At 75.7% G+C, this 26,041-nt stretch carries 18 protein-coding genes and 1 pseudogene; 10 read left to right on the plus strand and 9 right to left on the minus strand.

All coding sequences use genetic code 11. The features are described 5' to 3' along the window. Positions 1-303: 303 nt before the first annotated feature. The 3 genes from AC067J_RS00660 to AC067J_RS00670 all read left to right on the plus strand — a co-directional run bounded on the left by AC067J_RS00660 (position 304) and on the right by AC067J_RS00670 (position 4,851). A complete protein-coding gene (locus AC067J_RS00660) occupies positions 304-2,553 on the plus strand; it encodes an MMPL family transporter (RefSeq protein ID WP_478296338.1) in 2,250 nt (749 codons plus the stop codon). A gap of 104 nt (positions 2,554-2,657) precedes the next feature. Next, complete coding sequence (locus AC067J_RS00665) at positions 2,658-3,551, plus strand: phosphotransferase enzyme family protein (RefSeq protein WP_478295769.1); 894 nt, start codon at positions 2,658-2,660, stop codon at positions 3,549-3,551. Positions 3,552-3,750: 199 nt separating this feature from the next. Beyond that, the gene (locus AC067J_RS00670; RefSeq protein ID WP_478295770.1) at positions 3,751-4,851 is read left to right on the plus strand and encodes a polysaccharide deacetylase family protein; all 1,101 of its coding nucleotides are present in this window, start codon (positions 3,751-3,753) and stop codon (positions 4,849-4,851) included. 36 nt (positions 4,852-4,887) lie between these two features. On the opposite strand, the gene AC067J_RS00675 is transcribed toward AC067J_RS00670, so the two are convergent. Together AC067J_RS00675 and AC067J_RS00680 are read right to left on the minus strand one after the other, a co-directional pair. Then, complete coding sequence (locus AC067J_RS00675; RefSeq protein WP_478295771.1) at positions 4,888-5,550, minus strand: response regulator; 663 nt, start codon at positions 5,548-5,550, stop codon at positions 4,888-4,890. Continuing rightward, a complete protein-coding gene (locus AC067J_RS00680; RefSeq protein ID WP_478295772.1) occupies positions 5,547-6,707 on the minus strand; it encodes a sensor histidine kinase in 1,161 nt (386 codons plus the stop codon). The genes AC067J_RS00675 and AC067J_RS00680 overlap by 4 nt, the downstream gene beginning before the upstream one ends. A 489-nt stretch (positions 6,708-7,196) precedes the next feature. On the opposite strand from AC067J_RS00680, the gene AC067J_RS00685 reads away from it, so the two are divergent. The 3 genes from AC067J_RS00685 to AC067J_RS00695 all read left to right on the plus strand — a co-directional run bounded on the left by AC067J_RS00685 (position 7,197) and on the right by AC067J_RS00695 (position 10,723). Continuing rightward, complete coding sequence (locus AC067J_RS00685) at positions 7,197-8,696, plus strand: alpha/beta hydrolase family protein (protein ID WP_478295773.1); 1,500 nt, start codon at positions 7,197-7,199, stop codon at positions 8,694-8,696. Between the two features lie 138 nt (positions 8,697-8,834). Continuing rightward, on the plus strand, positions 8,835-9,737 hold the full coding sequence (locus AC067J_RS00690) for a hypothetical protein (protein ID WP_478295774.1): 903 nt from the start codon (positions 8,835-8,837) through the stop codon (positions 9,735-9,737). 113 nt (positions 9,738-9,850) lie between these two features. Beyond that, positions 9,851-10,723, plus strand: coding sequence for a DUF3592 domain-containing protein (locus AC067J_RS00695; RefSeq protein WP_478295775.1), 873 nt, complete (start codon positions 9,851-9,853; stop codon positions 10,721-10,723). Here the strand turns inward: AC067J_RS00695 and AC067J_RS00700 are convergent. The 5 genes and pseudogenes from AC067J_RS00700 to AC067J_RS00720 form a co-directional block, all read right to left on the minus strand. Further along, positions 10,702-11,013 (minus strand): annotated as a pseudogene (locus AC067J_RS00700) (GNAT family N-acetyltransferase); the annotation flags it as partial. The gene AC067J_RS00695 and the pseudogene AC067J_RS00700 sit on opposite strands and share 22 nt — an antisense overlap. Before the next feature lie 419 nt (positions 11,014-11,432). After that, complete coding sequence (locus AC067J_RS00705) at positions 11,433-12,134, minus strand: exonuclease domain-containing protein (protein ID WP_478295777.1); 702 nt, start codon at positions 12,132-12,134, stop codon at positions 11,433-11,435. 93 nt (positions 12,135-12,227) lie between these two features. Then, a complete protein-coding gene (gene efeB / locus AC067J_RS00710) occupies positions 12,228-13,553 on the minus strand; it encodes an iron uptake transporter deferrochelatase/peroxidase subunit (RefSeq protein WP_478295778.1) in 1,326 nt (441 codons plus the stop codon). A 455-nt stretch (positions 13,554-14,008) separates the two neighbouring features. Then, a complete protein-coding gene (locus tag AC067J_RS00715) occupies positions 14,009-14,662 on the minus strand; it encodes a hypothetical protein (RefSeq protein WP_478295779.1) in 654 nt (217 codons plus the stop codon). A 124-nt stretch (positions 14,663-14,786) separates the two neighbouring features. Then, positions 14,787-16,067 carry an SAV2148 family HEPN domain-containing protein gene (locus AC067J_RS00720; RefSeq protein ID WP_478295780.1) on the minus strand — a complete coding sequence of 427 codons (1,281 nt, stop codon included), beginning with the start codon at positions 16,065-16,067 and terminating at the stop codon, positions 14,787-14,789. A gap of 623 nt (positions 16,068-16,690) precedes the next feature. On the opposite strand from AC067J_RS00720, the gene glgX reads away from it, so the two are divergent. The 4 genes from glgX to AC067J_RS00740 all read left to right on the plus strand — a co-directional run bounded on the left by glgX (position 16,691) and on the right by AC067J_RS00740 (position 24,226). Beyond that, entirely contained in the window at positions 16,691-18,847 is a 2,157-nt protein-coding gene (gene glgX, locus AC067J_RS00725; RefSeq protein WP_478295781.1) for a glycogen debranching protein GlgX, read from the plus strand. Between the two features lie 283 nt (positions 18,848-19,130). Next, positions 19,131-21,737, plus strand: a complete 2,607-nt coding sequence (locus AC067J_RS00730) for an alpha-amylase family glycosyl hydrolase (RefSeq protein ID WP_478295782.1) — start codon at positions 19,131-19,133, stop codon at positions 21,735-21,737. Between the two features lie 37 nt (positions 21,738-21,774). Beyond that, on the plus strand, positions 21,775-23,583 hold the full coding sequence (gene treZ / locus AC067J_RS00735) for a malto-oligosyltrehalose trehalohydrolase (RefSeq protein ID WP_478295783.1): 1,809 nt from the start codon (positions 21,775-21,777) through the stop codon (positions 23,581-23,583). 85 nt (positions 23,584-23,668) lie between these two features. Next, entirely contained in the window at positions 23,669-24,226 is a 558-nt protein-coding gene (locus AC067J_RS00740; protein ID WP_478295784.1) for a flavoprotein, read from the plus strand. 45 nt (positions 24,227-24,271) lie between these two features. On the opposite strand, the gene AC067J_RS00745 is transcribed toward AC067J_RS00740, so the two are convergent. Together AC067J_RS00745 and AC067J_RS00750 are read right to left on the minus strand one after the other, a co-directional pair. Then, complete coding sequence (locus AC067J_RS00745; protein WP_478295785.1) at positions 24,272-25,165, minus strand: transketolase family protein; 894 nt, start codon at positions 25,163-25,165, stop codon at positions 24,272-24,274. Positions 25,166-25,281: 116 nt separating this feature from the next. After that, on the minus strand, positions 25,282-26,040 hold the full coding sequence (locus tag AC067J_RS00750; protein ID WP_478295786.1) for a transketolase: 759 nt from the start codon (positions 26,038-26,040) through the stop codon (positions 25,282-25,284). Position 26,041 lies beyond the last annotated feature (1 nt).

Here is a 26,041-nt window from a genome sequence, read left to right on the forward strand (position 1 = left end):
GACCTCGTGCTCGGGGTGGAGACCTCTCCCCCTCAGGGTGGACTTTTTACCTGCCCGCAGGGAGGAGAAGTCAGGGTTCCCTGGTAGGGAAAACCCCACCCCTCCCCCGAGGAAGACCACAGGGAAGACTCCCCCGCCAGCCGGATACTCCGTCAACCTCCGGTTCCCTACTGTCGATTGCGACGCCGGATCCGCAGCCGGCACCCGACTTCGGCGGCCGACCACCGCCGTACACCCGGCCGTACCCGCTCATCAGGGCATCGGCCGCTCTCCCAGGGGGACCCCGTGAAGACCAAGCTCGGCATGGCCGCCGCCATGGGCGCCTGGAGCGCCCGGCACAGAAAGACGGCCGTCTTCGGCTGGCTGCTCTTCGTCGTCGCCGCCGCGTTCCTCGGCGGCCTGCACGGAAGCACCCAGGTCAAGGAGTCCGAGGCGATGCCCGGCCAGGTCTCCCGGGCCGCCAAGATCCTCGACGACGCCGGCCTGAAGTCCCCGGCGAGCGAGACCGTGCTGGTCCAGAGCGCCACCCTGACCTCCGACGCCCCCGCGTTCAAGGCCGCCGTCGAGCAGGTGATCAAGGGGGTCGGCGGCACCGGCAAGGCCACCGACATCCGCTCCCCGTACGACACCAAGGCGATATCCGCGGACGGCCGCTCCGTCCTCGTCCAGCTCAACGTCAAGGGCGACCGCGACGAGGCCGCCGAGAACGTCACCGCCGTCATGGACGCCGTCGACGCCGTGCAGAAGCAGCACCCCGAGCTCACGGTGGTCGAACTCGGCGACGCCAGCTCCGGCAAGTGGATCAACGAGCAGTTCACCGACGACTTCGCCCGCGCCGAGTGGACGGCCGTCCCGCTCGCCCTCGGCATCCTGCTGATCGCCTTCGGCGCACTGGTCGCCGCCGTCCTGCCGGTGGTCCTCGCCATCACCGCCTTCGTCGCGGCCGGCGGACTCGTCGCCCTCAGCAGCGGCTTCCTGCACACCAGCAACAACGCCAGCTCCGTGATGCTGCTCGTCGGCCTCGCCGTCGGCGTCGACTACTGCCTCTTCTACCTGCGCCGCGAGCGCGAGGAGCGGGCCGCCGGACGCGACCTGGACACCGCGCTGAAGGTCGCCGCCGCCGCCAGCGGCCGGGCCGTCCTGGTCTCCGGCGTCACCGTGGTGGTCGCCATGGCCGGCATGTTCCTCACCGGCATCGCCGAGTTCCAGGCCATGGCCTACGCCACCATCGTGGTCGTGATCACCGCCGTGCTCGGCTCGCTCACCGTGCTGCCCGCCCTGCTGTCCATGCTCGGCGACAAGGTCGACCGGGGCCGCGTCCCGCTCCTCCGCAAGCTCCGCAGCACCGACGCCGCCACCACCGGCGGCCGGTTCTGGAACGCCGTCCTCACCCCGGTGCTGCGCCGCCCGCTGGCCGCCACCGTCCTCGCCGGCGCCGTCCTGCTCGGCCTGGCCGCACCGATGCTGACCATGCACACCGCCAACCTCACGTTCCAGCAGCAGCTGCCCGAGGGCAACCGGCTGGTCGCCGTCTCGCAGAAGATCGAGGCCGCCTTCCCCGGCAGCCCGGCCCCCGCCTCGGTGGTCATCAAGGCCGCCGACATCGACTCCCCCGCGATGACCGCGGCGATCGCCGACCTCAAGGCGAAGGCCCTGGCCAGCGGCAGGATGCACGGACCGGTGGACGTCACCGTCCACGCCGAGAAGAACGTCGCCACCGTCGACATCCCGCTCAACGGCACCGGCAACGACGACGTCAGCAACGGCGCGCTCAAGACCCTCCGCGAGGAACTGGTGCCCGCCACCGTCCTCAAGGTGCCCGGCACCGAGGCGCCCGTCACCGGCCGCACCGCCGGCTCCTACGACTTCAACGCCAAGATGACCGGCTCGATGCCGCTGGTCTTCGGCTTCGTGGTCGCCTTCGCCTTCGCCCTGATGCTCACCTCGTTCCGCTCGCTGGCCGTCGCCGGCACCGCCGTGCTGCTCAACCTGCTCTCGGTCGGCGCCGCGTACGGCGTGCTCACCCTGGTCTTCCAGCACGGCGTCGGCGCCTCGCTGCTCGGCACCGCCGGGGTCGGCGCGGTCGAGTCCTGGGTGCCGCTCTTCCTCTTCGTGATCCTCTTCGGCCTCTCGATGGACTACCACGTCTTCGTGGTCTCCCGGATCAAGGAGGGCCACGACCGCGGCCTGCCGACCCGCGCCGCCATCGCCCACGGCATCCGCTCCACGGCCGGGGTGGTCACCAGCGCCGCGGTGATCATGGTGGCGGTGTTCGGGGTCTTCGGCACCCTCTCCATGCAGGCGATGAAGCAGATGGGCGTCGGCCTCGCGGTCGCGGTGCTGATCGACGCGACGATCATCCGCGCGGTGCTGCTGCCCTCGGTGATGACCCTGCTCGGCGACCGCAACTGGTACCTGCCCCGCTGGCTCGGCTGGCTGCCGAACCTCTCGCACGGCGAGACCTTCCCTCCGGTCGGCGCCCCCGGCGCCGCGACCGCCCCGCCGGCCCCCGAGCCGGCCGCCCAGGCCCGGCACCGCCGGATCGAGGTCTGACCTTCCCCTCCGACCTCACGACCCGCCGGGCCCCGCGACACTCGGGGCCCGGCGGCCGTTTGCCAGAATGATCGCCGTCTCCCCCACCACGGAACGGACCCCCCATGCTCCCCTTCGACGAGGGCCGGGCCCGGCTGATCCTCGCCGACGCCTGCGCGTCCGCCGGCCTGCCCGCGCCCGACGACGCCCGGCTGATCGCGCTCGGCGAGAACGCCGTCTTCGACCTCGGCAACCCGGCCGTGGTCGCCAAGGTCGGCCGCGGCCCCGAACTCTCCGAGCGCACGCAGCGCGAACTCGCCGTCGCCGACTGGCTGGCCGGCCGGGGCATCCCGGTCGTCCGCCCGTACGACGCCCTGCCCGCCGAACCGCGGTTCACCCACGGGCACCCCGTCACCTTCTGGCACCGGCTCCCGCCCGCCGAACGGCCCGCCCGCCCGGCCGACCTCGCCCCGCTGCTGCGCGCCCTCCACCGGCTGCCCGACCCGCCGTTCCGGCTCGCCGGGCGCGACCTGCTCGCCCCCGTCGAACGCTGGCTCGCCTCCGCCGAGGGCCACGTCGACCCGGCCGACGTCGCCTTCCTGCGGGACCGCCGGGACGCCTTCGCCGCCGCCCTGCCCGGCCTCGCCCCGCACCTGCCGACCGGGGTGATCCACGGCGACGCGCTGCCGCGCAACGTCCACGTCGGCCCGGACGGGCCCGTCCTGCTCGACCTGGAGACCGTCTCGCGCGACCTCCGCGAGCACGACCTGGTGGTCCTGGCGCTCAGCCACGACCGGTACGGCGTCCCCGGCGAGGAGTACCGGGCGTTCACCGACGCGTACGGCTGGGACGTGCGCGAGTGGTCCGGCTTCGCGGTGCTGCGCGGGGCCCGCGAGACGGCCAGCGCCTCCTGGGTCGCCCAGCAGGTGCCGGGCAACCCGGCCGCGCTCGCCGAGTTCCGCCGCCGGGTGGACTCGCTGCGGGCGGGTGCCACGGAGGTGCGCTGGTACCCGTTCTGACGCGGCGACGGGCGGGCGGGGCGGCGGACGTTGAGGGTGTGCCGGGTGCGCCGGGTGTGCCGGGCCGGGCCCGGCGGCGGTCCTGAACGGCCGTCGGGGCAGCGGGCGGTGCAACCGGGCCCGGGGCCGTCGACGTCCTACCGGACAGTCATCCTGACCGAGGATCGGCATCAGCCTCTGCACCTCAGGAGCCGCCGCCATGCCGGAGCACGCCGCCCCGCCGCGCCCCTCGTCCTCCGTCCGCCGCCGGCTCGTCGCGGGCTGCGCCGCGCTCGCCGCCTCGCTGGCCCTGGCCGCCTGCGGGACCGCCAGCGGCGCGCTCCAGCCCCAGCCGGGTACGACCACCGACGCGCCCTCGACGCCCTCGGCGCCGTCCACTCCCCCGTCCACTCCCCCGTCGACCGCCTCGGCTTCCGCCCCGGCGTCGGGTCCGGTGCCGACGACCCCCGCGGCGTCGCCCGGCACCCCGTCGACCGCCGTGCCGCCGACCGGCCCCGCCACGCCGACCACCCCGGCCACCCGCACGCCCGCCCCGAGGCCCACCACACCCGGGCCCACCACACCCGGGCCCTCGACGCCCGGACCGGGCAAGCCGTCCACCACGCCCACCGCCAAGCCGTCGACGCCCCCCGCGCCGACGCCGTCCGCCACCACCGAAACGCCCCGGCCCCCGGCACCCCCCGCCCCCTCCACCGGGGTGCCCACCTCGATCGTCCGCGCCACCGCGTCCGGCGGCCGGACCGTCGCGCTCACCTTCGACGACGGCCCCGGCCCGGCCACCGGCCAGGTCCTGGACCTGCTCGCCCAGTACCACGCCAAGGCGACGTTCTGCCTGGTCGGCAAGCAGGCCGCCGCCGCTCCGGCCGCCGTCCGGCGGATCGTGGCGGCCGGCCACCGGCTCTGCGACCACAGCGTCGACCACCCCCAGCCCTTCGCCGCCCTCCCGCACGACCAGGCCGTCCACCAGATCGCCGACGCCGAGAAGATGATCGTCCAGGCCGGCGGCCCGGGCACCGCGGTCGGCTGGTTCCGCGCCCCCGGCGGCGCGTTCACCGAGGACAACCAGCGGATATCCGCCGACAACGGGCTGCGCCCGCTCGGCTGGTCGGTCGACCCCCGCGACTGGTCCCGCCCCGGCACGGCCGCGATCGTCTCCGCCGTGCAGGCGCAACTCAGGCCCGGCGGTGTCGTGCTGCTCCACGACGGCGGCGGCGACCGCAGCCAGACCGTCGCCGCGCTCCGGCAACTGCTGCCCTGGCTCGTCGCCCAGGGCTACCGCTTCGACTTCCCGGCGGGCTGACCCGGCCGCCGGCCGCGGCCCGGACCGGCGCCGGCGTCATACCGGGTGGACGAGGCGGCTCTCGTGGGCGAAGACCACCGCCTGTATCCGGTCGCGGAGTTCGAGCTTCTGCAGGATCCGCCCCAGGTGGGACTTCACGGTCGCCTCCGCGAGGTACAGGGTGGCCGCGATCTCGGCGTTGGACAGGCCCCGGCCCACCTGGACGAGCACCTCGCGTTCACGGGCGCTGAGCCGGCCCAGCCGCTCGTCGCGCTCCGGGCCGCCGCGGTCGGCGATGTGCGGGCGGAGCTTCTCCAGCAGGCGCCGGGTGATCCGCGGGGACACCACCGCGTCGCCCGCGGCGACACTGCGTATCGCGGCGAGGAACTCCTCGGGCCTGGTGTTCTTCAGCAGGAACCCCGAGGCTCCGGCGTCGAGTCCGGCGAAGGCGTACTCGTCCAGGTCGAAGGTGGTGAGGATCAGCACCCGCGTCCGCGGGGAGACCCCGATGACCTGGCGGGTCGCCTCGATCCCGTCCGTCCCGGGCATCCGGACGTCCATGAGGACGACGTCGGGGCGCAGTTCCCGGGCGAGGCGCACGGCCTCGGCGCCGTCCCCGGCCTCGCCGACCGGTGCCATGTCGGGCTGGGCCTCCAGGACCGTGCCGAAGGCCATCCGGAGCAGCGCCTCGTCGTCGGCGATCAGGACGCGGATCGTCATGCGGACACCGCTCCGCCGCTGCCCAGGAGGAGGCGGGTGCTGACGCCCCAGCCGCCGCCCGGGAGGGGTCCGGCCCGCAGCGTCCCCCCGTAGGCGGCCGAGCGCTCGCGCATGCCGTGGATGCCGTGGCCGGACGGTGCGGCGGCGGGGAGCGGCCGGCGGGGGCCGTTGTCGGTGACGTCCACGGTGACGGTCCCGGTCGTACACCGGATCCGGACCTCCGCGCGTGTGCCGGCGGGCGTGTGTTTGAGGGTGTTGGTCAAGGCTTCCTGTACCAGGCGGTAGACGGTGAGTTGTGCGGTGGCGGGTACGTGGCTGTGGCCGCCGCGGACGTCGAGGCGGGTCGGCAGCCCGGCGGCGCACATCTGGTCGGCGAGGGCCTCCAGTTGGGCGATGCCGGGCAGCGGGTGGCGCTCCGCGTCCGGTTCGTCGGTCCGCAGGACGCCCAAGGAGCGCCGCATGTCGGTCAGGGCCTGGCGGCCCGTCTCGGCGACCTGGAGCATCGCGGCGGTGGTCCGGTCGGGCGACCGGTGCTGCGCGTAGACGGCGGCGTCGGTGAGCGCGACCATGACGGACAGGTTGTGGGTGACGATGTCGTGCATCTCGCGGGTGATGCGCGTCCTCTCCTCGGCGACGGCCAGTCGCGCCTGCTGCTCCCGGTCCTGCTCCAGGCGGGCGGCCCGTTCCTCCAGGGCCGCGAGGTAGGCGCGCGTGGTCCGCACGTTCACCCCGAGGACGGCGGCGGCGACGGCCATCGCCGTGACCGCGACGAAGGGCGTCAGGAACGCGCCTTCCGGCGCCCAGCGCAGGCAGGCCAGCAGGACCCCTGCCTCCACGACGGCACCGGCGACGAGCGTGCCGAGCCGGCCCGAGTTCGCGGCCGCCGTGTAGAGGGCCACCAGCAGGGCGACGTCCGCCGGCAGTTGGACGTCCACCAGCCACTGGACGAGGGCCGCGGCCGCCACCGCGCCGAACACCGCGAGCGGGGCCCGGCGCCGCCACACCAGGGGCAGCGCGAGGGCGGCGGTGAGGGCCGCGGCCACCGGCAGCTCCTCCGGCGCGTGCGTGGTCACGACGTTGAGGAGGAGGAGCGCGGGCAGCAGCGAGTCCCACACCACGGGCGGCAACCGGGAGCCCCGGCGCACGGCGGCCGCCACCGCTCGCGCCGGTCGCGCCGGTCGCGCCGCCCGTGCGGAGGCCGGGTCGGCGTGCCCCGTCGGCCGGGAGGCTGCCCCGGCCCACCGCACCCGCGCCCGCACCCGCGCCCGTACCCGGTCCCGCACCCGCTGGGCATCGCCGGGTACCGCGGCCGCCTCGGTCATCACACGTCCCTGTCGATTCGGCACCGTGCCGGCCCCGGCCGGGGCCGGCACCGCGTTCGGCCGGTTCCGGGTGGCGTTCGGGGAACGTACGCCGCGCGCTTCCCGGCACGCACCGCGGCCCTGTCACGGTAGGCCGCGGGCCCGCGAAGCACATGAGTCCACCGGCGGACGGCACCGCGCCGGGGTACGACCGCAGGAGGAGTCCCGCCACCTCCCGTGGTCGCAGGGCGGCCGCCGGTCCGGCGTGCTCGACTGCCACCCCGGTCGCACGGCGAACCGCCACGGACTGCGACCCCGGTGGCCCACGGCGGCGACCCGGGATCGATGTGGCGGCGCGTACCCGGCGCCGAGCATGGCCTGGTGACCGAGATCATCACGGGACCGCACATGTCCCCCCTGGAAATCCTCGCCCTGCTGGGCGCCGTCGCCCTGGTGGTGGCGCGCTGGCTTCCCCCCGCCGCCCGCCCACGCGCCACGATCGCGGCGGGGGCGGTTCTCGTGCTGTCCGCGCTCGTGCTGTGCGTGGCGGGGATCCGCTGGCAGCTGCTGCCGGTGCTGGCGGGCGCCGCCCTCGCCGCGCCGTTCGCCTTCTCCCCCCTGCTGCGACGCCGTGCCGGCCGGCCGGCACGGCCGGCACGGCGGGCCCGCCGGTGGCTGGCGCTGCCGGGATCGGCGGCCTGCGCCGGCCTGATCGCCACGGGCCCGGTGGCCGCCTGGGCCTTTCCGGTACCCGTGTTCCCCGAACCGTCGGGCGGCTTCGCGGTCGGCACCCGCGTGGTGCAGTGGACCGACCCGGACCGCGCCGAGACCTTCACCGCCGACCCCGACGACCGGCGCACCGTCGTGGTCCAGCTCTGGTACCCGGCGCAGCAGAGCCCCGCGGGCACGCAGCGGGCCCAGTACCTCGGACGCACGGAGGACGAGGCGCGCACCGTCTCCGAGGCCCTCGCCCGCGGGGTCGGCCTGCCGGGCTTCCTGATCGACGGCGTGCCGCGTGCCCGAAGCCGTTCGGTCTTCGACGCCCCGGTGGACGGCGGGGGAGGACGCTTCCCCGTCGTACTGTTCTCGCCCGGGTCGGGCGGAGTGCGCACCCAGAACACCGCCTGGGCGGAGGAACTGGCCAGCCACGGCTACGTGGTCGCCGCCCTCGACCACCCGTACGACTCCGCCTCCGTCCTCCTGGCCGACGGCCGGACGGTCACCACCGAGACCTCCTCCTCCGGCGACCCGGACGAGGACGAGAAACTGGCGGCCGAGTGGACGGCGGTCCGCGCCGCCGACCTCGGCTTCGTCCTCACCCGGCTGGACGGTCTGGACCGGGGCGGGAGCGCCGACCCGCTGAGCGGACGCCTGGACACCGGCCGGGTCGCGGTGACCGGCCACTCCATGGGAGGCGCTGCCGCCCTGCAGGCGGCCCGGCACGACCGCCGGTTCGACGCCGTCATCGATCTGGACGGCTACCCCCACGGCCCCACCACGCCCGCCCTCGACCAGCCGACGCTCGCACTCACCCAGGCCCTCACCCCGGGAACCGACTCGCGCTACCTGCCCCGCCTCACCGAGGTGCTCGACTCCGGCACCGCGACGACTTACCGGCTCACCGTCCCCGGCTCCGCGCATCTCACGTTCATGGACGGCCCCCTGTACCTGCCGCCCGTGCCCGCGATCGTCGGCTCCCTGGGCCGCACCAGGAGCCCGCGCGTCGTCGCCGCCACCACCCTCGCCTTCCTGGACGCCGTTCTGCGGGGCAAGCCCGGCGACCCGGCCGGCGTCCTGCGGACCTACGGCGACCTCACCGTCCACCGCCCGGACGGCAGCCGCTGATCGGCTGCCCCGGGCACCCGCGACCGCCGGACGAGGACGACGGGCGCCGCCGTCCACCGGGTACTGCGACGGTGCTCACCGTCGCAGTACCCGGGCACGCCCGACAGGATCCGTAGCAGAGGACCTAGACTCCGGCCCATGTCCCTCGATCAACACCCGTACCTCGGAGGGCGCTTGAGTACCGGCCGGGTCCTCGGACTGGTCGTGCTCGCCGTCGGCACCGTGGCGGCCGGCTGGATCACCGGCACCGGATTCGTCCGGGCCTTCGTCGAGGACGCCTGCGGACCCGAGCGGTCCTGCGGCGGGCTCGGCGTCGCCGTCCACATCGCCGGCGGCGTCCTGGGCTGGCTGGTCGCCCTGGTGGCCGCCGCCACCACCGCGCACGGCGACGGCCCGCTGGACGGCGAATCGGCCACCTCCGACCGCGGGGTCCTGCTGGGCTGCACCGCCCTCGGGCTGACCGGCGCCGCCTTCTCCGACAGCACCTTCCACCCGTGGCTGCTCGCCCCGGTCGCCCCGCTCGTCCTGGCCGTCGTCGGGCTCGACCGCTTCGGCGCCCGGCGCTGGCGCACCGCACGGCTGGAGCAGCACCGAAAGGCCGAACAGGACCGCCGGCTGGCCGAGTTCGGGGTCACCGTCACCGGCACGGTCGTCGCGGTCGCCGGCGACGGCACCACCCGCGACGGCGGCCCCGAACTGCTGCTGACCGTCGGGTTCACCACCACCGCCGGCACCGTCCGCACCACGACCGTGACCGGTGTCTTCCCCGCCCTCGGCGCCTCGGTCCGCGGCAGTCTCGCCGAGGTCCGCTACGACCCGGACGATCCGGCGGTGGCCCGGGCCACCGTCACCGGCCCCGCCCCCGCCGATGCCGTCCCGGCACTCGCCCCGACGCTCGTCCCGGCCTCCGGGCCCGCCCCCGAGATCGTCGACGGCCTGGAGCGCCTCGCCGTGCTGCACCGTGAAGGCTCCCTGAACGGCGGCGAGTTCACCCTCGCCAAAGCCCGGCTGCTCGGCCGCGCCCCGGAGGACCACCGCTGACCGCCGGCCCCCTGCGGGGCGCCACCCCGGCAACACCTCCGGTTCACCCATTCCTTCCCCCGCAGAATGAAGTCGTTCACTCGGAGGTGACCGCGCGGCACTAGCCTGCCCGCATGACGATCGAGCGTCGGATCACCGGACCCCGTCTGATCGCTGCGGTCCTCATGTGCTGCTTCGCCGTGGGGTCCGGCTGGCTCGGCACGACCGGCCTGCTGCGGGTGGCCGCCGCGGACCCGTGCGGTCGGGAGACGGGCTGCAACCCCGACACCATGGCCCTCCAGCTCGTCGGCGGCGTGGTGCTCTGGCTGGCCGCCATGCTGTGCGTGGCCGGCCTGGCCAACAACGCCGACGAGGACGACCGCTGCCGTCGCATGTCGGGCGGCCTGATCATCCCGCTCTGGTTCCTGCTGACCCTGGCCGGCGCCTATCCCGCCGACGGGACCACGCACCCCTGGCTGCTGGTCCCGATCGCCGTACTGGCGCTGATCGTCCTCCTCGTGGGCATCCCCGCGGAACGGCAGGTGGCGCGCGAGACCGCGGTGCACCGCCGGGCCCGGGTCCTCGCCCGGCGGCTGGCCGAGCACGGTGCCTCCGTCCCCGGTACCGTCACCGCGCTCGCGGGAGCGCCCGCCACCACCGCCCACCGGACCGGCCTGCAGCTCACCGTGGGGTACCGGACCCTCAAGGGCGAGGACCACGAGACCACCCGGGCGGGCGAGTTCCCGGCCTACGCGCTGCCGCGGGTCGGCGACCGGGTGACCGTCCGCTACGACCCGCTGGCCCCCGGCGACGCCGAGTTCGCCGTCCGCCCGCCCGACGAGCAGCCCCGGGACGCCGCGCCCGTCCTCGCCCGGGAGCTGGAGCGCCTCGCCGTGCTGCACCGTGAAGGCTCCCTGAACACCGAGGAGTTCGCCCTCGCCAAGGACCGCCTCCTCGGGCGCGCCGCGGAGAACGGCCGTTCCGGTCACCCGGTCACCAGCGTGTAGACCTGCCGCGAGCCGCCCTCCGGGCCCGGCTCGGCGGGCCCGCCCGGGGCGAAGCCGAGCCGTTCGTAGAAGACCCGGGCACCACTGGCCACCGCTCCCGGGTGGTCCGCCCCGAAGGTGACCACCTCCAGCACGGCGGGCCCGCGGACGTACCGCCGCAGCGCCTCGTCCAGCAGTGCCCGCCCGACGCCCGTCCCCCGGGCCCGGGCCGCCACCACCAGCCAGTGCAGGTGGTACCGGCCGTCCGCCCCGGTCCCGAACAGCAGCCCGCCGAGCGGACCGCCCGCGTCGTCCTCGGCGCCCGGGCCGTCCGCCGCGCCCGCGCTGCCCGCCGTACCCGCGACGTCCGCGAGGAAGCCGCCGTCGCCGGCGATCCCCCAGAAGGCGCCCATCGGTGCGCGCGCCAGACCGTGACGCACCGCCCTGGCGGCCGCCAGGGCGGTCTCCCGGTGGTCGCGCCGTCCGGTCCGCTCGCCGAGCCGCAGCAGGAAGGAGCCGACGCCCGCCGGGCCGGCCCACCAGCCCTGCCGCCGGGGCCCGCCCCCGGGGCCCTCCGGCCACCAGGCGGCCGTCCGGGCGACCGGGCCGTACAGCTCCCCTTCCAGCCTGCCCGCGAGCTCCGGCGCCATCCGGGGGAGGGAGTCCACCGCCTGGAGGAGCACCCCGGACACCCCGGCCGCACCGGACGGCCGCGCCCCCGGGCCGGGCCTCAGCGCAGGGGCCACCGGGGGTCGACGACGGCCTGCGGGTCCTTGCCACGGCGGAGCCAGGCCTGGAGGTCCTCGGCCCAGGCGTGGTGCCAGGCGATCTGACGGGTGTGGAGTTCGGCGGGCGGGACGGCACCGGCCTCGGCGGGGTAGCGCTCGCCGATGGCGACGGCCACCCGGACGGCGGCGAGCGCGTCGCTGCCGGCCTCGTGGGCGTCGGTCAGCTCGACCCCGTACACCTCGCAGACCCGCTGGAGCGTCCGGGAGCCCTTGCGGTACTTGTCCACCGCCCGGTCGATGACCAGCGCGTCGAGGACGGGCCCGACCGGGCCGCCCAGGCGCTCGGCGAGCACCGGCAGGCCGTGCCGGCGCAGCTCCGCGTCGAGCAGCGAGAGGTCGAAGGGGGCGTTGAAGGCGACCACCGGCCGGCCGGCGGCGAGCCGCTCGCAGAGGGCGGCGGCTATCTCGTCCACCGCCTCCTTGGCCGGGCGGCCCTTGGTGCGGGCGAGGTCGTCGCCGATGCCGTGGATCGCCTCGGCCTCGGCGGGGATCGGGACGCCCGGGTCGACCAGCCAGCCGGTGGCGCTCAGCCGGCGGGCCCCGACGGTGTCCACGAGGGCGGCCGTGACGATGCGGTCCACGGCCGGGTCGGTGCCCGTGGTCTCCAGGTCGAAGCCGACCAGTGGCTGCTGCCACCAGCTCATAGGGGTGTGTCCTTCCGTCCTGCTGGTCGAAACAGCCCCTATCATCGCCCGCCCCTCCGACAATCCGGCCGGTGGGGCGGGCGGCAGCGGTGGTCAGGCCGCGCCGAGCAGGGTCCGGCCGAGCCAGTCGGAGGCGTCCGCGACGCCTGGCAGGACGTAGAAGTAGCCGCCCCCGGTGGGGCGGAGGAAGCGGGCCAGGGGCTCGTCGGCGAGCCGGGTCTGGACCGCCTCGAACTGGCGGACCACGTCCTGCTGGTAGCAGCAGAACACCAGGCCGAGCTCGGGGACGCCGTCCGCGTCGAGGCCCCGGTCGTAGTTGAACGCCCGGCGCAGGATGCGGCTGTCGCGGCTCGCGTCGGTGCGCGGGTTGGCGAGCCGGATGTGCGCGTCGAGGGCGATCGCGGCGCCCTTCGGGTCCTGCGCGTAGTCCGGCTTGTCGCTCTCCTTGGTACGGCCGAGCGGGGCGCCGTCGGACTTCCGGCGGCCGATCATCCGCTCCTGGTCCTTCAGCGGCACCTCGTCCCAGGGCCCGGTCAGGGTGCGGACGGCCCGGACCACCTGGTAGCTGCCGCCGGCCGCCCACGCGGGCTCGCCGCCGCCCACGCCGACCCAGACCAGCCCGTCCATGTCCCGGGCGGACTGGGTGTCGGGGTTCTCGATGCCGTCCTTGAAGCCGAGCGAGTTGCGGGCGGCGCCGGTGGGGCGGGCGCGGTTCTGGAAGCCGTCCAGCTGCCAGCGCGGCCGGACCGCGCCCCGGGCCGCCCGCAGCAGGTCGCGCACGGCGTGCTCGACGGTGTCCCGGCTCGTGGCGCAGACCTGGAACGAGAGGTCGCCGTGGCACTCGGCGGGGCGCAGCGCGTCGTTGGGGAAGGTCCGCATCGCGCTGAGCTTCCGGGGGCGGGCGTCGGCGAGGCCGTAGCGGGCGTCGAAGAGGGAGGCGCCGACGGCGACGGTGACGGTGAGGTCGTCGGTGGGCAGGGCGGCGGGCCCGAGGGTGCCGCTGTCGGCGGGCGGGGCGTCGGCGCCGGAGTCGGGCGGGGTTCCCCCGTCGGTGAGGAAGCGGATCCGGTCGGTGAGGGTGCGCAGCAGCGCCTCCAGGGCCTTGCGGTCGGCGACGTTCACGTCGAGGGCGAGGAAGGTGCCGTAGCCGGGCGGCGGGTTGAGGATGCCGGCCTGGTGGACGCCGTGGAACGGGATCTTGCCGGCGGTCGCCCGCGGCCCGGTGGCGGGGGCGGAGGCGGGGCTGGTGGCGAGGCTGGTGGCGGCTGCGGGGCCGGAGGCGGTGGCGGTGGCGGCCCGGGCGGGGGCACCGGCCCCGAGGGTGAGCGCCCCGGCGGCGCCCGCGCCGAGGGCGGTGCGGACGAAGCTGCGCCGCGAGGCGGCGGGGGCGCCCGGGTCGGTCGTGGGCTGACTGGTCAACGGCGGGCCTTCCGGATCGTCGGCAGGAGGCTGCGGGCGTGCCGAAGGTGGCCTCGCGGCTGCCGGGGGGACGTGCGGCAGGCCCGGAACCGGCCTGCTGATCATGGAATCGACGCTAGCAAGCCCCGGCCCGGCCCGCCCCCGCTCGGGCACCCCGGCTGACCGTCCATCGGCCGATTACCGGCCGGTCGCCATCCGTCCGGCCTACGGGCCACCCCTGGCGGGCTCCCGGACGAGGCGGGCTTCCTCGGTGGGCGGGCTCCCGGGCCGGCCGCGCCCCGTCGTCCCCGGCGGCGCCCAGCGGCGTCCGGGACGTCTTTGCAAAGTCCCGCCGGATCCGAAGAGGCTTTGCAAAGACGTCCCGGACTTTGCAAAGCCATCCTGGGACGTGCCTCGTGGATCAGGCCGGACGGCGCCGCGGCCCGGTCCGGCCTGATCCACAGGACATGCCCCGGCTAGCGCCTCAGGGTGAAGCCGCCCCGGACGACGTAGAGGTCGGAGCCGCGGCCTGCCGGGGCCTGGCAGCGGGTGGCGGCGGGCTGCGCGTCCGGGCCCTCCGGGATGCCCGTCCAGGCGACCCGGCGGTGGCCATCGGCGTCGTCGTGGAAGCCGAGGGCCACCTCCGGGTGCCAGTCGCTCGGCAGCGGGGGCTGCGCGGGGGCGCCGGGGGGCAGGGTGAAGGTCACCGAGTCCGTGGTGCCGGTGACGACGGTGGTCGCACCGACCCGGGTGAGGCAGTCGACGCTGACCTCGGCCCGCACCGTGGCCTCCTTGGCGGTGCCCCTGTCGAACACGTGCTGGACGGTGACGTGACCGCGGCCCCCGGCGGCGCCCGGTCCGCCGCCGGGCCGGGAGACGGCGTGGGCGTCGACGCGCAGGGTGATCAGCTGGCTCGGATCGGGCGTGGGGCCGAACAGGTCGAGCCGGGCCCAGCCGTGCAGGCCGGCGCCCGCCCGCAGGCCGCCACCGGGCGCCGACACGGCGGCGGGAGTGGCGGCGGGAGTGGCGCTGTGAGTGGCGGTGGCGGCCGACGCGGCCGTCGGGACGGCCACCGCCACGGCGCTCGCGACGGCGACGAGCGGTGCGACGCCCAGCAGGTACCCACGCATGATCAGACCTCGTTCCTCGGCGGCCGGGCCGACCGTGGCCCGGTTCCTCCACGATCCCGCCCGGCCCGCTCCCCGGACGTCCACCGCGAGGAGGGACCGCCTCCCCCGCCCGGGGGAGGGTGCGTCAGGAGACCGGCCGGGAGTCCGCCCAGATGCCCTCGAACTCCTCGCGGTAGACCTCCAGCAGTCCGGCGTCCGTGCCGCCCGGCTGCTGGCCGGCGCCGCCGCGCAGCACCAGCGCGGGCGACTCCATGCCGCGGGCCCGGCGCAGGTAGGGCTGGACGACGCCGAGGTCCCGGCTCTGCCGGCGGCCGCCGGCGCCGAGCCGGCCGTCCCCCGAGGCTCCCTCGACCAGGTACGCGGTGAACCGGGGGGTCTCGTCGAAGACCCGGATCTCGAAGCCGCCCTGGTCGCGCAGCCGGGCGCGGACCCGGCGGACGTGCAGGATGTTCATCTGGATGGAGCGGGCGAGCTCGCCCCGCCCGAGGCCGAGTTCGCGTTCGCGGCGGCGGACGGCGCTGCTGGCCGGGTTGAGGAAGAGCAGCCGGACCCGGCAACCGTCGGTGGCGAGCCGGACGAGCCGCTTGCCGGTGTAGTTCTGGCAGAGCATGCCGAGGCCGATGCCGAGTGCGTCGAGCCGCCGGGCGCCGTCGAGCAGGTCCTCGACGGGCAGGTCGCGCTGGAGCCGGACCCGGTCGGGGTGGACGGCGACGACGTCCGCGTACCGGCCGGCGACCAGGGATTCGACGACGTCGGCGGGGACGCCGCCGGACCCGCCGTCGAGCAGGGCGAGCAGCCGGGCGGCGGCGCGTTCGGTCTGGGCGAGGACGGTGCCGGTGAGGACCCGGTTGCGGGAGACGACGTGCCGGGCGACCTCCAGCTCGTCCAGGGCCAGCTCTATCTCCCGACGGTCGGCCAGGTAGGGCTCGAAGCAGGGCCAGTGCTGGACCATCAGCTCGCGCAGCTGCGGCAGGGTGAGGAAGACCAGCGGGTCGTCGTCGGCCGGGTCGAGGAGGTAGCCCTTGCGGCGGCTGACCTCGCGGACGGCGCCGGCCCGGTGCGCCCACTCCTCGCCGGCCGGTCCGGCGGCGGCGGTGACCCAGTCCTCGCCGTGGGCGGGCGCGTAGATCGGGTGGAGCACCTCGTCGACGAGCGAGCGGAGCCGCTGCTCGACCAGGTTGAGCCAGACGTAGGCACGGCCGGAGAGCCGGACCCGCTGGTAGGCGTCGTCCCACTCGGCGCCGGACCAGGCGAGCGCGGGGACCTCGACCGGCCCGCCCTGGGCGGGCACGACCGCCCGGCCGGTCAGGGCGGGGCGCATGACGACCGTCGGCGCCTCGCTGCGGGCGCCGCCCCGGTCGGGGCCGCCGGGCCCACCGCCACGTCCGCCGGCGGGGAACACCATGCGCCACCTCACCTGGTTCCTGCTCGGAGCTGCCTGCTTGCCGTACCGCTTGCCGTACGGCCGGCTGCGCTGCTGTCTGGGTGCTGTCCGGGTACCGCCCGCCCGTCTCGTCCGGAACGGCTCACCGCCGGGCCTTCTGATGCTTCGCCACGAGTGCGGGGCGGCCGGACGATCAAGGGTACTGCCCGCCGCGAACCGCCCGCAGCCGGTTCGCCACGGCGGCCGCCGGCCCCCTCCCGCCCCAACCGTCTCACCTGCCCCGCCCACCCGGAAGCCCCCCGACGGCGCCGGGACGCCCCGCGGACGGCACCGCGACGCACCCGCGACGCCCGGGGCACAGCCCGGGGAGCAGCCCGGGGGGCGGCCCTGGGTCCGCGCAGGAACCACACCGGGGCCGCGCCGGAGGGGCCCCTGACACCCGGGCGGACACCCGTTCGGGCGAATACGGCACAAATGGCCCCGCCGTCGGGGGGCGGGTCGGGGAGTATGCGGACTGTGCCGTACGTCACGGCACGCGACCGTCGCACATGCCCGGCCGCCCGACCGGGAAGAGAGCGTCGGGGTCCGGCCCGACCATCGGACTATCTGTCAGTTCTCCTTCTACGCAAGGAAGTTGAGGAGCCATGCAGGTCTGGCCAGGGAAGCCATACCCCCTCGGTGCCACCTACGACGGGGCCGGCACCAACTTCGCGGTGTTCTCGGAGAGCGCCGACCGGATCGAGCTCTGCCTGCTCGGCGAGGACGGTTCGGAGACCTCCGTCGAACTGCGCGAGACCGACGCCTTCGTCCGGCACGCCTACCTCCCGGGCGTCCAGCCCGGCCAGCGGTACGGCTTCCGCGTCCACGGCCCGTACAACCCCGGACTCGGCCAGCGGCACAACAGCGCGAAGCTGCTGCTGGACCCGTACGCCAAGGCGATGAGCGGACACATCGACTGGGACGAGTCCGTCTACGGCTACCACTTCGGCGCCCCCGAGCGCCGCAACGACCTCGACTCGGCCCCGCACACCATGCACTCGGTGGTGATCAACCCGTACTTCGACTGGGGCACCGACCGGCCGCCGCGCACCGACTACCACCGCACCGTGCTGTACGAGGCCCACGTGAAGGGCCTCACCCGGCTCCACCCGGGCATCCCGGAGGAGATCCGCGGCACGTACGCGGGCGTCGCCCACCCCGCGGTGATCGAGCACCTGGCCAAGCTGGGCGTCACCGCGATCGAGCTGATGCCGGTGCACCAGTTCGTCCGCGACCACCGGCTACGCGACCTCGGCCTCGCCAACTACTGGGGCTACAACACCGTCGGCTTCTTCGCCCCGCACTCCTCCTACTCCTCCACCGGCGACCGGGGCCAGCAGGTGCAGGAGTTCAAGTCGATGGTGAAGGCCCTGCACGCGGCCGGCATCGAGGTCATCCTCGACGTGGTCTACAACCACACCGCCGAGGGCAACCACCTCGGCCCGACGCTGTCGATGCGCGGCCTGGACAACGCCTCCTACTACCGGCTGGCCCGCGACCAGCGGTTCTACGAGGACACCACCGGCACCGGCAACAGCCTGCTGATGCGCAGCCCGCACGTGCTCCAGCTGATCATGGACTCGCTGCGCTACTGGGTCACCGAGATGCACGTCGACGGCTTCCGCTTCGACCTCGCCGCCACCCTGGCCCGGCAGTTCCACGAGGTCGACCGGCTCTCCTCGTTCTTCGACCTCGTCCAGCAGGACCCGGTGGTCTCCCAGGCCAAACTGATCGCCGAGCCCTGGGACCTCGGCGAGGGCGGCTACCAGGTCGGCAACTTCCCGCCGCTGTGGACCGAGTGGAACGGCATGTACCGGGACACCGTCCGCGACCTGTGGCGCGGCGAGAACGCCACCCTCGCCGAGTTCGGCTCCCGGCTCACCGGCTCCTCCGACCTCTACCAGGACGACGGCCGCCGCCCGATCGCCTCGATCAACTTCGTCACCTGCCACGACGGCTTCACCCTGCGGGACCTGGTCTCGTACAACGAGAAGCGCAACGAGGCCAACGGCGAGGGCAACCGGGACGGCGAGTCCTTCAACCGCTCCTGGAACTGCGGCGCCGAGGGCCCCACCGACGACCCGGCGGTCGAGGAGCTGCGGGCCCGCCAGCAGCGCAACTTCCTCGCCACCCTGATGCTCTCCCAGGGCGTGCCGATGCTCTCGCACGGGGACGAGTTCGGCCGCACCCAGCAGGGCAACAACAACGCCTACTGCCAGGACAACGAGCTGACCTGGGTGCACTGGCCGTCGGGGGACGGGCCGAACGCCCGGCTGCTGGAGTTCACCCAGGGCATGGTCTGGCTCCGCCGCGACCACCCGGTCTTCCGGCGGCGCCGCTTCTTCCACGGCCGCCCCGTCTCCGGCCCCTCCGTCTCCGGGCGCACCACCGGGGAGGGCTCCGGCGGCTACGAGGACCTCACCGACATCGCCTGGTTCACGCCCAGCGGGGAGGAGATGACCAAGCGCAACTGGGGCGCCAGTTACGCCAAGTCGCTCACCGTGTTCCTCAACGGCTACGCCATCTCGGAGCCGGACCGGCGCGGCGGTCGGATCGTCGACGACTCCTTCCTGCTGCTGTTCAACGCGCACTTCGAGCCGCTGGAGTTCACCGTGCCCGCCGGGCACGGGCAGGCCTGGCAGGTGGTGGTGGACACCGCGCAGCCCCGGCTTCCCGCCCCGGGGACCGGGGCGCGGGTCAAGGCCGGGGACGTCCTCTGGCTCACCGACCGCTCGCTGATGGTGCTCCAGCGGCCCGCCTGAGGTCCCCGGGGTCTCGCGCACCACGGCCCGAGCGGGTCACGGCGGGTCACGGCGGTGCCCGGTACGGGCCGGGGTGCGCGCCGCCGGGGCCGGGCCGGGGACGGCGCGGTGCCCGCGGGCGGTGCCCCGGCGGCGCCGGCCGGGGCACCGTCCACCGTGCCGTCCACGGTACCGCTCGCCGCGCCACCCGCCGCGCCGCCCGGGGCGCCACTCGCCGCACCGCTCACCTGTTCGGATCAGCAACGGGTCTTGCACACCGGCCCGGCCGGGTAGGCATGGACACATGACCAACGCCGCCGAGCCCGCGCAGCCCCGCCCGGCCGTCGTCCCGTCGTCACCCGTCCCGGCGTCGGTGCCCTCCGCCAGCTACCGCCTCCAGCTCCAGCCCGGCTTCACCCTGCACGACGCCACCGCCGCCGTCCCCTACCTGGCCGCCCTCGGCGTCTCCCACCTGCACCTCTCCCCCCTGCTGGAGGCCGTGCCCGGCTCCACCCACGGCTACGACACCGTCGACCACGGCCGGGTCAGCGAGCAGCTCGGCGGCGAGCCCGCGCTCCGTGCCCTGGCCGCCGAGGCGCACCGGCACGGCCTGCGGCTGATCGCCGACGTGGTGCCCAACCACATGGCCGTCCCCGCCCCGGAGCAGCTCAACCGGCCGCTCTGGCACGTCCTGCGGGACGGCCCGGACTCGCCGTACGCGCGCTGGTTCGACATCGACTGGACCGCCCAGCCCGGCCCCCCGGACGCCCCCGGGCGCGGACGGGTGCTGCTGCCGCTGCTCGGCGACCGGCTCGGCGCCGTCCTCGACCACCTCGCCGTCGACGGCGACACCCTCCGCTACCACGACCACGCCCTGCCGCTGCGCCCCGGCACCGAGCGGCTGCCGCTGCCCGAGCTGCTCGCCCGGCAGTGGTACCGGCTCGCCTGGTGGCGGCTGGCCCGCACCGAGCTCAACTACCGGCGGTTCTTCACCGTCAACGAGCTGATCGCCGTCCGGGTCGAGGACCCCGAGGTGTTCGAGGCCACGCACGCCGTGCTGCTGCGGCTGCACCGCGAGGGCCTGCTGGACGGCTTCCGGATCGACCACCCGGACGGCCTCGCCGACCCGCGCGGCTACCTGCACCGCCTCGCCGGGGCCACGGGCGGCGCGTACACCGTCGTCGAGAAGATCCTCACCGGTGACGAGCGGCTGCCCGACGACTGGGCCTGCGCCGGCACCACCGGGTACGACGCGCTGCGCCGGATCGACGGGGTGCTCACCGACCACGCGGGCGCCTGCCGGCTGGCCGGGGCGTACGAGACGTTCCTCCGCAGCGCGGCACCGACGGGCGGCGCGGCACCGACGGGCGGTGCGACAGCGGTGGGCGGTGCCGCGCCCGCCGACGGCGCGCCCCCGGCCGGCGAGCCGTGCGCCGACCCGCACCCGGCGCTCGCCGCCGCCCGGCGCGGCCGGGCCGACATGACCGCGCCGCAGGGCGAGCTGGCCGCCGAGGTCGAACGGCTGGTCCGGCTCGCCGTCCGGCTCGGCGCCGCCGACCCCGCGTACGCGGACCACCCGCCCTGGCGGCTGCGGGCCGCACTGCAGCGGCTGCTCACCGGATTCCCCGCCTACCGCCCGTACGTCCGCCCCGGCGAGCCGCTGCCCGCCGTGTCGGCGGAGCAGCTGGACGAGGCGCTCGACGGATCGGCGGACCCCACCGACCGGCTGGTCGCCGACCTCGCGGCGGGCCGGCTCGCACGCGGTCCCGAGCAGGACGAGTTCGCCGTCCGGTTCGCGCAGACCGCGGCCGCCGTGGCCGCGAAGGGCGTCGAGGACACCGCCTTCTACCGGTGGAACGCGCTGCTCAGCCTCAACGAGGTCGGCGGCGAGCCCGCCCGGCCGGGCCTGCGGCCGGAGGACTTCCACGCCTGGTGCCACTACGTCGAACGGCACTGGCCGCACACCATGACCGTGCTCTCCACGCACGACACCAAGCGCAGCGCCGACGCCCGCGCCCGGCTCGCCGTCCTCGCCGAACAGCCGGAGGCCTGGGCCGCCGAGGCCGCCGCCTGGTCCACGGCGGCCGGCCCCTGGCCGCCCGCGGTCGCCGGCGGTGGCGGGGACGGTGGCGGTGGCGCCGGTGGAGGTGGACGTGGCGCCGGCGACCGGGACGGCGACTGGCTGCTCTGGCAGACCCTCGTCGGCGCCTGGCCGGTCACCCCGGAACGGCTGGTCACCGCCGTCCTCAAGGCCGCCCGGGAGGCCAAGGTCCACACCTCCTGGACCACGCCCGACGTCCGCTTCGAACGCGCCCTCGCCGACCGCGCCCGCGCCGTCTTCGGCCACCCCGGGCTGCTGCCCAGGATCGAGGGGTACGTGCGCGGCCTCGCGCCGTACGCGCGCTCCAACACGCTCTCCGCCGCACTCCTGCACCTCACCGTGCCCGGCGTGCCCGACCTCTACCAGGGCAGCGAGGAACCGCTCTACACCCTGGTCGACCCGGACAACCGGGGCGTCGTCGACCTCGGCCGGCTCGCCGTCCGGCTCACCGACTCGCCCACCGCACGCCCGGGCGACCTCGCCCGGGAGAAGCTGCACCTGACCACGACCGCCCTGCACCTGCGGAAGACCCGGCCGTTCGGCGCCCACCGGCCGCTGACCGCGGTCGGTCCCGCCGCCGGCCACCTGCTCGCCTTCGCGCGCGGCGCGGAGGTGGTCACCGCGGTCACCCGGCTGCCGTACGGCCTCGACCGGGCCGGCGGCTGGCGCACCACCGAGCTGCACCTGCCGGACGGCGGCCGCTGGACGGACGAGTTGACCGAACGCCACTTCCCGCCCGGCCCCGTCCCGGTCGCCGACCTGCTGGCGGCGTACCCCGTGGCCCTGCTGACCAGGAGGAACGAGGCATGAGCCCGGACGTGCCCGCCACCGGCCCCCGGGAGGCGCCGTGACCCGCTACGAGGTCTGGGCCCCGGCCGCCACCGAACTGGTCGAGGTGGCGGTCGACGGCGCCCGCCACCCGCTGGCCCGCGACGCCGCCCGCGACGGCTGGTGGCACGGCGACGCCCCCGCCGGGGACTACGCGTTCGTGCTCGACGGCGGCCGCCCGCTGCCCGACCCGCGCTCGCCCCACCAGCCGCACGGCCCGGACGGCCCCAGCCGGGCCGTCGACCACGCCGGGTTCCGCTGGTCGCGGACCGGCTGGTGCGGCCGCCCGCTGCCCGGCGCCGTCCTGTACGAGCTGCACGTCGGCACCTTCACCGCCGCCGGCACCTTCGACGCCGCCGCCCGGCACCTCGACCACCTGGTCGAGCTGGGCGTCGACTTCGTCGAGCTGATGCCGGTCTGCCCCTTCCCCGGCAAGCACGGCTGGGGGTACGACGGCGTCTCGCTCTGGGCCGTCCACGAGCCCTACGGCGGCCCCGAGGGCCTGAAGCGGTTCGTCGACGCCGCCCACCGCAAGGGCCTCGGCGTCGTCCTCGACGTGGTGCACAACCACCTCGGCCCGTCCGGCAACTACCTTCCGGCGTACGGCCCGTACTTCACCGACCGGCACCACACGCCGTGGGGCGTGGCGGTCAACCTGGACGCGCCCGGCTCGGACGAGGTGCGCGCCTACCTGATCGGCAGCGCGCTCGCCTGGCTGCGCGACTACCGGATCGACGGCCTGCGGCTGGACGCCGTGCACGCCCTCGCCGACGACCGCGCCGTCCACTTCCTGGAGGAACTCGCCACCGAGGTCGACAAGTTGGCGGTGGCCACGAACCGGCCCCTGTTCCTGATCGCCGAGTCCGACCTCAACGACCCGCGCACCACCACCCCGCGCGAGGCCGGCGGCCAGGGCCTCGCCGCCCAGTGGAGCGACGACTTCCACCACGCCCTGCACTGCGCCCTGACCGGCGAATCCCAGGGCTACTACGGCGACTTCGCCGCCTCCCCGCTGTCGGCGGTCGCCCGGACCCTCACCCGCGGGTACTTCCACGACGGCACCCGCTCCTCGTTCCGCGGCCGCCACCACGGCCGGCCGTTCCCGCCCGCCCACGGCCACCGCCTGCTCGGCTACCTCCAGACCCACGACCAGATCGGCAACCGGGCGCTCGGCGACCGGATCTCCGCCGCCCTCTCCCCCGGCCGGCTCGCCTGCGGCGCCGCGCTGGTCCTCACCTCGCCGTTCACCCCGATGCTGTTCATGGGCGAGGAGTGGGGCGCCACCACCCCGTGGCAGTACTTCACCGACCACACCGACCCGAACCTCGCCGAGGCCGTCCGCCGGGGCCGGCGGCGGGAGTTCGCCGAGCACGGCTGGGCGGCGGACGCCGTACCGGACCCCCAGGAGCCGGCCACCGTGCTGCGCTCCGTCCTCGACTGGACCGAGCCGCGGCGCGCGCCGCACGCCGAACTGCTCGCCTGGTACCGGACGCTGATCCGGCTGCGCCGGGAGGCTCCGGAGCTGTCCGACCCCGATCTGGCCGCCGTCCGCGCCGAGTTCGACGCGGCGGCCGGGTGGCTGCTGGTGCACCGGGGGCCGTACCGGACGGCGGTCAACCTCGGCGCGGCGCCCGTCACGGTGCCGCTCGGCCCCGGCGAGGGAACGGACCGCGAGGGGACGGCGGGCGGTGCGACGGCGGGCGGTGCGACGGCGGGCGGTGCCGGGGCAGCGGCCACGGCCGAGGTGGTGGCCGGCTTCGGGGGGTACGTGCTGACGGACGGCGAACTGACCCTGGAACCGGACTCGGTGGCGATCGTCCGCACCTGACCCCGGTGGGGCGGCTGCCTCAGGGCCCGGCCTCCACGCGTCGAAGGCCCTTGCGATCGCGGGCCCGGGCGTGTGGACTGCCCGGGTGACGACACCCCGGACGCTCTACCTGGTCGCCTGCGCGGCCCCGCCCGCCCACCGGTTGAAGACCCCGGTCCGGGAGGCCCTGCGGATCGGCTGGCAGGTGTGCGTGGTCCTCACCCCGACCGCCCACCGCTGGGCGCTCGCGGACCTCGGCGGCCCGTCCGGGCTCCCCCTCCTGGAACGGATGACCGGACACCCGGTCCGGTGGGAGTACGGGCTCCCCGGTGCGCCGGACGTGCTGCCCCCGCCCGACGCCCTCCTGGTCGCCCCGCTGACCTGCAACACGCTGAACAAGTGGGCCGCCGGGATCAGCGACACCCTCGCGCTCGGCCTGATCACCGAGGCCGTCGGCCTGGAGATCCCGGTCGTGGCGCTGCCGCACTTCAACACGGCCCAGGCCGCCCACCCGGCCGTACCGCGCAGCGTGCGGACCCTGCGCGAGGCCGGGGTCACCGTACTCCTCGGCGAGAGCGGGTTCACCCCGCACCCGCCGGGCAGCTCCCACCTGCACGCCTTCCCGTGGCAGGCCGCCCTGGACGCCCTCCCGCCCGCCCGCTGACGCCGTCGGCGGCCGGTCCCGGTGGCCCGGCGCCCCGGCGGCGGGTCACCAGAGGAAGGTGCCGATCCGATCCCGCAGCGAGGTCGCGTCCAGGCCGTAGGCCGCCAGGTGCTCGGGGACCGAACCGTACTGCCGGTGCTCCTCGCGCGGGACGCCGAGGGCCAGCACCCGGTGCGCGCGGTCGGCCAGCGCGTCGTGCGCGGCGTTGGCGGAGGTCCCGGCCAGGTAGGGCTCGACCAGCACCACGTCCGCGTGCTGGTCGGTGGCGGCCCGCAGCCCGGCCGCGTCGAACGGCCGCACGGTGGCCGCGTACAGCACGGTGACGTCCAGGCCCGCGGTGGCCGCCAGCACCCCGTCCAGCATCGGGCCGACCGCGACCACCACGCCCTTGGCGCCCCGGCGCACGGTGGTGAAGCGGCCCGGCTCGACCTGCACGGCGTGCTCGTTGCGGTGCTCCGACAGCCGGACGTAGACGTTGCGGTCGCCGTCCGCCACTGCGTGCCGCAGCAGCTGCTCCGCCTCGTCCGGGTGGCCGGGCACGTGGACCGTCCAGTCCGGCAGGGTGTCCAGCAACGCGACGTCGCCCGGCGACATGTGGGTCCGCCCGCCGGCCGGCCAGTCGTAGGAGCCGGCCGCGCTCACCAGCACGGCGCCGACGCCCTGGTGCACCAGGTCCAGCTTCACCTGCTCGAAGGGGCGCTCCACCAGGAAGCTGGCGAAGGTGTGGGCGATCGGCCGCATCCCGGCGAGCGCCAGGCCGCCGGCCGCGCCGATCAGCAGCTGTTCCCGGATGCCGACGTTGATCACCCGGTCGGGGTGGCGCTCGGCGGCGCGGGCGAAGCCGGCGGCGCTGATGTCGGCCAGCACGACGGCCAGTCGCGGGTCGTCCTCCAGCAGGCGGGTGGTGAGGTCGATGAAGCGGTCGCGCATGGTGTCCATCGGGCGGGATTCCTTACGGTTCGGGGCGGTCGGTATCGGGGCGGTGCTGTGCGGGGCCGGGGCGGTGCAGTGCGGGGCGGTGCAGTGCGGTGGCGGGGCGCCGAGGTGATGCGGCGTCAGGCGTTCTTCGGCTCCACCCGGGCCACCACGACCCGCGGCCGGCCCGGGTGTTCGGCGGTGTACGCCGCGTACAGCGCCTCGTGGTCCCGGCCGTCCACCGTCTCGGCCGACCAGCCCTCGGCGGCGAACCGGGCCGCGATGCCGCCCTTCCAGCCGTGCGTGGCCGAGGAGTTGTCGATCACCACGACGTTCAGCCGGTCCAGCCCGTACGCGCCGGCGAAGGCCACCGCCTCGTGGTTCGACCCCTCGTCGAACTCGGCGTCCCCGATCAGCACCCACACCGCCGGGTCGGTGAGCCCCTGGGCGCGCAGCCCGAGAGCCGTGCCGACCCCCAGCGGCAGCCCGTGCCCGAGCGACCCGGAGCTGATCTCCACCCCGGGGACCAGCGTCCGGTCCGGGTGGTGGCCGAGCGGCGAGTCGTAGGCGCCGAAGCTCGACAGCAGCTCCGGGGCGATGAACCCCTTGGCGGCGAGCACCGCGTAGTACGCCATCGGGCCGTGGCCCTTGGAGAGCAGGAAGCGGTCACGGTCCTGGTCCTCGGCCGTGGCCGGGGAGACCCGCAGCACCCGGTCGTAGAGCACCCAGAGGGCGTCCAGCGTGGAGGTGGCGGCCGGGCCGTGCTTCTCGGCGCCGGTCATCAGGGCCATCAGGCCCGGCAGATCCGCGAAACCGGCGGGGGCCGGGGCGGGAGCGGTGCCGGTAGCGGTGGCGGTGGCGGTGGCGGTGAGGGTGCTGGTCGGGGTGCTCGTCGTCATG

The sequence above is a fragment of the Kitasatospora sp. NPDC042419 genome (assembly GCF_056437345.1).